This window comes from Marinimicrobium sp. UBA4509, assembly GCF_002388575.1.
Classification (GTDB): Bacteria; Pseudomonadota; Gammaproteobacteria; order Pseudomonadales; family Cellvibrionaceae; genus Marinimicrobium; species Marinimicrobium koreense.
Map to the genome: position 1 here is coordinate 323 of NZ_DGMV01000074.1, position 3,908 is coordinate 4,230.

The following is a 3,908-nucleotide window of genomic DNA, read 5'->3' on the forward strand; positions in this document are numbered from 1 at the left end:
GGATGGGTTTACGGCGTGTCCCGAAACGGTGTACCCCATGGCAGCCCGGATTCGAGCCACCCAAGTCGAAAGCAAAGAAGTTCAAAGCACATCAGTTCAGGACTGACAAACAAGGTTTAATTGAGAGAGGGTAGGCTGCCCTGTATCATGGTCAGCTCGACAATAAGAGAGAAGGTCACTATGCAATCAAACCAACCAACCACCTGGCGGCGAGTGCTCGGCTGCATTGCGGTAACCATCGGCCTGGCCGGGTGCGACACCGTAGTGGACGACACCGTCTACATGAAAATGGGGCATGACCTCGATCGAAGCACGCCCGTGCACAAAGCCATGGTTCACATGGCCGACCGGTTGCATGAACTGTCGGACGGTAGCGTTCAATTGGAAGTCTACTCCAATGGCCAGCTCGGCTCCGAACGGGAACTGATTGAACTGCTCCAGATTGGCAGCCTGGCCATGACCAAAGTGTCCGCCAGCCCAATGGAAAGCTTCGTGCCGGAAATGAAAGTGTTCAGCTTGCCCTATGTATTCCGGGATCACGAACACTTCTGGAATTTTCTCGACAGCGATGCCGGTATCAAAATGCTCCAGTCAGGTGCGGATGTCGGATTGCGGGGGCTGGGTTACTACGATGCCGGTAGCCGCAGCTTTTACACCGTCAACAAACAGGTCGAAACGCCTGAAGACCTGGCCGGGATGAAAATCCGGGTTCAGGAGAGTCAGACCTCCATGGCAATGGTCCGCTCCCTGGGCGGCTCTCCAACTCCGGTTTCCTGGGGTGAGCTCTATACCGCCCTCTCCCAGGGTGTCGTGGACGGTGCCGAGAACAACCCGCCGAGCTTTTTCATCTCCAAGCACTACGAAGTGGCGAAGTTCTACTCGCTCAATGAGCACACCTATGTACCGGACGTGGTCCTGATCAGTAACTACGTCTGGAACTCTCTGGATGAACAACAGCAGGCCTGGCTGCAGCAGGCCATGGATGAGTCGGTGACCTACCAGAAACAACTATGGGCCGAAGCGACCGAGCACGCGCTGGAAGAGGTGCAAAGAGCCGGTGTGGAAGTGGTTTATCCGGACAAGACACCCTTTATGGAACGTGTTGAGCCCATGCATGAAGAACTGCGCGGTGAGCCCGTGTACGAGCTTCTGCAGCAGATCAAATCCATGTGAGCGCGGAGACGAGAGCCATGAACAGTGTAATGAGAGTAATTGATCGCGCCCTCGCCTGGGTGTTGATGGTATTGATGGCCGTAATGGTGATCGATGTCACCTGGCAGGTTGTCACCCGCTTTATTCTGTCCGAGCCCAGCTCGGTGACCGAGGAGCTGGCCCGTTTCCTCTTGGTCTGGATCGGGCTGCTAGGGGCCGCCTACGCATTTCGTGTGCGAGCACACCTAGGGCTGGATATTGTCACTTCCAGTCTATCTCGCCAAGCTCAGGTAAAAACCGAAATTCTGATCAACGTGCTGTGTTTCGCGTTTGCCGCGAGCGTGATGGTGGTCGGCGGTTTCAAACTGATGATGTTGACGCTGGACCTGAATCAACTGTCGCCAGCGCTGCAGATTCCCATGGGGTATATCTACAGCGTCGTCCCCATCAGTGGAATACTGATTTGTCTGTTCGCCATTGATCATATTCGATTGCGCGAAATTCCGGGTGCCAGTGAAGACCTGCCCATCGACTAACGCTGCTAGATAGAACGAATAAGAGAGGCGAACCCCTATGGAACTGTCAATTGTCGTGTTGGTGCTCAGCTTCGTTGTGTTGCTGTTCCTCAACGTCCCCATCGCTATCAGTATCGGCATTTCCACTTTGCTGACGATGCTGTTCACTATTGATTTTACGCCGGCGGTCATGACCCTGGCGCAGCGCATGGCGGGGGGCATCAACAGTTTTGCTCTGCTCGCCATTCCGTTCTTCATTCTGTCGGGCATTCTGATGGGTCAGGGCGGGATTGCGCACCGTCTGATTGAATTTGCCAAGGTGTTTTTTGGCATGCTGCCCGGCGGCCTGGCGTTTGTGAACGTGATCAGTTGTACCCTGTTTGGGGCCATTTCCGGCTCCGCCGTGGCGGCCACTTCAGCGGTCGGTGGTTTTATGGTCCCGGCCATGACCAAAGAAGGTTACGATCGGGGTTTTAGTGGTGCGGTCACGGTTACGGCCTCCACGACCGGCCTGCTGATTCCGCCGAGCAACGTGTTGATCGTTTACTCGTTGGCCAGCGGTGGTGTTTCCATTGCCGCGCTGTTTATTGCCGGCTACATTCCGGGCCTGCTGTTGATGGCCGGGTTGATGGCGGTCTGCGGTATCTGGGCCAAGATGAAAGGGTACCCGGTAGGCGATCGCATTCCGTTTCGCGAAGCGGTGCGTAAAACCATTGATGCCATCCCGAGCCTACTGCTGATCATCATCGTTATCGGCGGTATTGTGGCGGGTTTCTTTACCGCCACCGAGGCCAGTGTGATCGCGGTGCTCTACGCTCTGGCGCTATCGGTGTTCATCTACCGGGAGGTCAAGATAAACCAATTGCCGCAGATTCTGGTCAAGTCGGTTGAGACCACCGCGATTGTGATGTTGTTGATCGGCACCTCCACCGCCATGTCCTGGGTGATGTCCTATGAGAATATCCCGCAGACCATCAGCGATGCCCTGATTGCGCTGAGTGATAACCCCTACATCATTCTGCTGACCATCAACCTGATTCTGTTGATTGTCGGTATTTTCATGGACATGACACCGGCGGTCCTGATCTTTACCCCGATCTTCCTCCCGGTGGTCACCGAGCTGGGCATGTCGCCGCTGCACTTCGGTATCATGATTGTGTTGAACCTGTGTATCGGGTTGTGTACGCCGCCGGTAGGGAGTGTGCTCTTTGTCGGCTGCGGGATTGCCAAAACCACCATCAGCAAAATGTTCAAGCCCCTGCTGCCGCTCTATGCCGCGATGTTTGTTGTCCTGTTGCTGGTCACTTACGTGCCGGCTTTCAGTGAAGCCTTGCCGCGTCTGTTCGGACTGTACGAGTAACCTGGAGCGATAGAATACGATGAAAATTGAACACTTTGCCTACAATGTGGCTGACCCGGAGGCGGTGGCCGAGTGGTATACCGCCAATCTGGGGATGACCGTTGCACGGAAGATGGAGGGTGGGCCCCGTACCCACTTTCTGAAAGATTCCAGCGGCCAGGTCATGATTGAAATTTACAACAATCCGCCGGATGAAGTCCCGCCCTACGCGGATATGAACCCACTGATTCTGCATCTTGCGTTTGTGTGCGAAAACCCGGACGCGAAGCGGGCGGAACTCGAGAAAGTGGGAGCGACGTTTGTTGAGGAAGTGAAGCCTCAGGATGGCTCGCACCTGGTGATGATGCGCGATCCGTTTGGTTTCAGTATTCAGCTGTGTAAACGGGGCGTGCCGATGCTGTAGTGGCAGGGGTGTAGCCCAGTCGTAAAAAAGGCGGCGCCTGGGCGCGCCGCCTGTGAGGTGTCAGCCGTTGATACCGGCTTCAAACAGGGTTTTCTCGATTACGCCGCCCCGGTGCTGGATGACCACTCGTGCACAACGGGTGCCGTTTGCAGCGGCTGCCTCTGCCGAGGCGCCGTCCAGTCGCGCGGCCAGGTAGCCAGCGTTGAAGGTGTCGCCGGCACCGGTTGTGTCGATCACGTTATCGACTTTGGGCACCGGGACCCGTTGCTCTTCGCCATCTACGATCAGCACGGTTTCCTCGGCGCCACGCTTCAGTACCAGCTCGGACAGCGCCTGATAACGCTTTTTGCAGCCCTCGATGGAATCGTCGCCCCACAGCAGCTGCTCATCATCAAGCGTCAGCAGGGCGATATCGGTGTGCTTGAGCATGGCCTGCATGGCGTTCTGGGCGTCCTTGGCGGTGTTCCACAGGCGGGGG

5 protein-coding genes are annotated in these 3,908 nt (G+C 56.2%); 4 read left to right on the top strand and 1 reads right to left on the bottom strand.

The window, feature by feature from the left end:
* Nucleotides 1-180 precede the first annotated feature (180 nt).
* From B3520_RS14090 to B3520_RS14105, 4 genes are read left to right on the top strand one after another with little or no spacing between them, the layout of a single operon-like run.
* The gene (locus B3520_RS14090; protein WP_414673706.1) at nucleotides 181-1,173 is read left to right on the top strand and encodes a TRAP transporter substrate-binding protein; all 993 of its coding nucleotides are present in this window, start codon (nucleotides 181-183) and stop codon (nucleotides 1,171-1,173) included.
* 17 nt (nucleotides 1,174-1,190) lie between these two features.
* On the top strand, nucleotides 1,191-1,688 hold the full coding sequence (locus B3520_RS14095; RefSeq protein WP_123639213.1) for a TRAP transporter small permease: 498 nt from the start codon (nucleotides 1,191-1,193) through the stop codon (nucleotides 1,686-1,688).
* A gap of 37 nt (nucleotides 1,689-1,725) precedes the next feature.
* On the top strand, nucleotides 1,726-3,027 hold the full coding sequence (locus tag B3520_RS14100; RefSeq protein ID WP_286807145.1) for a TRAP transporter large permease: 1,302 nt from the start codon (nucleotides 1,726-1,728) through the stop codon (nucleotides 3,025-3,027).
* A 19-nt stretch (nucleotides 3,028-3,046) separates the two neighbouring features.
* Nucleotides 3,047-3,430 (top strand): VOC family protein, encoded by a 384-nt coding sequence (locus B3520_RS14105; protein ID WP_123639212.1) that lies wholly within the window; start codon nucleotides 3,047-3,049, stop codon nucleotides 3,428-3,430.
* Nucleotides 3,431-3,490: 60 nt separating this feature from the next.
* On the opposite strand, the gene B3520_RS14110 is transcribed toward B3520_RS14105, so the two are convergent.
* Nucleotides 3,491-3,908: PfkB family carbohydrate kinase (locus B3520_RS14110; RefSeq protein ID WP_286876326.1), on the bottom strand; the 418-nt coding region annotated here is incomplete at its 5' end.

Coding starts and splice junctions, on each gene's coding strand:
- B3520_RS14090 (WP_414673706.1), top strand. CDS start 181: ATGCAATCAAACCAACCAACCACCTGGCGGCGAGTGCTCGGCTGCATT.
- B3520_RS14105 (WP_123639212.1), top strand. CDS start 3,047: ATGAAAATTGAACACTTTGCCTACAATGTGGCTGACCCGGAGGCGGTG.
- B3520_RS14095 (WP_123639213.1), top strand. CDS start 1,191: ATGAACAGTGTAATGAGAGTAATTGATCGCGCCCTCGCCTGGGTGTTG.
- B3520_RS14100 (WP_286807145.1), top strand. CDS start 1,726: ATGGAACTGTCAATTGTCGTGTTGGTGCTCAGCTTCGTTGTGTTGCTG.